General features: G+C 52.3%; 2 protein-coding genes. One reads left to right on the top strand and one right to left on the bottom strand.

Features of this window, described 5'->3' with window-relative positions; translation table 11 throughout:
• Window positions 1–112 precede the first annotated feature (112 nt).
• Window positions 113–1,213, bottom strand: coding sequence for a malate dehydrogenase (locus IBX50_RS19435; RefSeq protein ID WP_292258050.1), 1,101 nt, complete (start codon window positions 1,211–1,213; stop codon window positions 113–115).
• A gap of 214 nt (window positions 1,214–1,427) precedes the next feature.
• Here IBX50_RS19435 and IBX50_RS19430 point away from each other — a divergent pair.
• Window positions 1,428–2,723: diguanylate cyclase (locus IBX50_RS19430; protein ID WP_292258049.1), on the top strand; the 1,296-nt coding region annotated here is incomplete at its 3' end.

Below are 2,723 nucleotides of genomic sequence, written 5' to 3'. Positions count from 1 at the left end.
ATGGATGTATTGAAGAAGACTTGTGTGGGGTTTTGTCGGGTTTGAGACAAGAGTCGGTTACGCAGAGAAAGAAAAATACTCCCCCGGCACCACAGCCGAAGGGAGCAGTTGTTCACATCACACGATTGGTGGTCAGATACTTGGAGCCGGATTCCGGCCCGGTACCATCGGCATAAAGAGTGACACCGGAACGCAGGCAGATCGACAGGTTTTCGTGGGATGCTGCGGTTTCCGCAGGCAAGAGGTGTTCCACTGCCGCCTTTTCTTCCAGCAACTCGGTTTCGGTGGTTTTCATCATCTGTAAACTGAAGTCATTTAACTGCAGGCCGCCCACGATCTGATAACGACCGTAATTACAGCGCACTGGAAAAGAATAAAAGATGCCCTTGGTGATGCCATAACTGCCATCACTGACTATACCCATACTGACCAACTGACCGGGTGGTGTACCCAACACCCAGTCACGCATGTGATGAATCACCGCCTGAGCAGCGGAAGCAGCACTGGATACCCCGCGTGCCTCAATAATCTGCCCGCCACGGGTTTGTACTCGCTTGATGTATTCATTTTTATACCAGCTGTCATCAATCTGGTTCAGCACCGGCTCACCCAGCACTCTGGTATGGTGCAGGTCAGGAAACTGGGTGGTGGAGTGGTTGCCCCAAACGATAATACCCTCGATATCCTGCGGATTGGCCCCGGTATGGTTGGCCAGAATACCCTTGGCGCGGTTGTGATCCAGTCGGGTCAGGGCGGTGAACTGGGAGGGCGACAAACGCGGTGCATTACGACTGGCAATCAGCGCATTGGTGTTGGCCGGGTTGCCCACCACCAGCACCTTCACATCGCGGTTAGCATGATCATTCAGTGCCCTGCCCTGACGGGTAAAAATCTCGGCATTCACTTCCAGCAAGTCACGCCGCTCCATACCGGGACCACGCGGGCGGGCACCAATCAGAATGGCGTAATGGGCATTGTTAAAACCCTCTTCAACGTTATCGTGCAGGGTGATGGTGTGCAGTAGCGGAAATGCACAGTCCTCCAGCTCCATCGCCAGCCCGCGCAGGGCTTCCATACGTTCCGGCATTTCAATCAACTGCAGGATCACCGGCTGGTCATCCCCCATCATGCTGCCATCAGCAAGCTGGAATAACAGACTGTTACTGATGGCACCGGCAGCTCCGGTGATGGCAATACGGACAGGTCTTCTCATGGTGGCAAGCTCACTATTATGGTTTCTTATTGGTTATCAAGAAGGCTTATAGCTCTTGTGCCGCCAGCATAGACCAAAGTCAAAGAAGGGTTAACCCGTAGTCCCTGTGGTGTCTTGTCGCAATACCTCGAATCAGCAGGGAACAGGTGACACCATCACTGCAACCCGTTTACACTTGATTACATTTTTCCTGTACGGAACCCTTTTCCGAATCATGCACCCAGCCACTTCCGTTCAGTCATCAGTAAATCCCGCCGCCAGTCAGCTAAATCGCTTGCTGGTCTTTTTACTGTCTCTACTGCTTGCTCTTAATGTCATGCCTGCAAGGAGTGCAGCCGAGTCTTCCACACCACCGGTTCGGATGTGTATTGATCCGGACTGGGAACCGCTGGAAAGGCTGACACCCGAAGGTGAGTTTATTGGCATTGCTGCCGATCTGCTGGATATTATTTTTACCCGTGCCAGTCTGGAATATGAAGTACAACCCAGCCGTAACTGGGATGAAAGCCTAGCCATGACTCAGGTTGGTGACTGTGATGCGCTGGCACTGCTGAACCAGACTGAAGCGCGCAGTCTGTGGCTGATTTTCTCAGAGCCTTACCTGACAGATCCGAATGTCATCATTGCCCGCAGCAACCACCCCTATATTCACAGCCTGCAGGGTATCAGTGGCAGCAGGATTGCACTGCCCACCGGCACTTCGATCATGGAGCGGGTCAAACGCGATTTTCCTCAGCTAGGGGTGATTCCAGTTGCTTCCGAATTTGAGGCCTTTGACCTGATCGACAAAGGACAGGCCGACTTCACCATTCGCTCCTTAACAGTCGCGGCTTATACCATTCGCAAGGAAGGCTGGTTTAACTTGAGGATAGTGGGAGCCGTGCCGGAATACCGTAATCAGCTGCGCATCGGTTTGCTGCCAGAACATCTTGAATTGCGCGATCAGCTGGATCTTGCCATTCAGACCCTGACCGAGCAGGAAGTACAGGACGTCATCAACCGCCATATCCACATTGAAGTGAATCAGCCTCAGGACATGCGGCCATTTTTCCAACTACTGGCCGCAGCCTTGGCAGCTACAACACTACTGCTGTTATTCGGGGTTCACCAGTACCGCAGCAACCAAAGGCACATCCGGTTAAAGTGCCAGCTTGAAAAAACCCTGGCAGCCAAAAATGAAGTTGAAGCAAAAATGCGCTTTCTGGCATTACATGATTCGTTGACCGGACTGGCCAATCGTCATCTGCTGATGGAGCAAATGGAGCTCTTGCTGGAACAGGCAAGAGGCTTTGGCCATGCTCTGGCCGTAATTTTTATAGATTTGAACGGTTTTAAACCCGTGAACGACACCTGGGGTCACGAAGTCGGTGATCAGCTGTTAAAAGCTGTTGCGCAGCGACTACAAAACCAGTTACGCAGCACTGACTTGCTGGCTCGAATTGGTGGTGATGAATTTGTGGTACTGCTGCCACAGATCACTACAGCGAATGAACCGGCACAGGTGATGGAT

It is taken from the genome of Marinospirillum sp., from assembly GCF_014859565.1.
This window is presented reverse-complemented; position numbering and strand designations above follow the sequence as displayed.

Bases quoted from the DNA above. Each gene is read 5' to 3' on its own strand.
- IBX50_RS19435 (WP_292258050.1), bottom strand. From the start codon at position 1,213: ATGAGAAGACCTGTCCGTATTGCCATCACCGGAGCTGCCGGTGCCATC.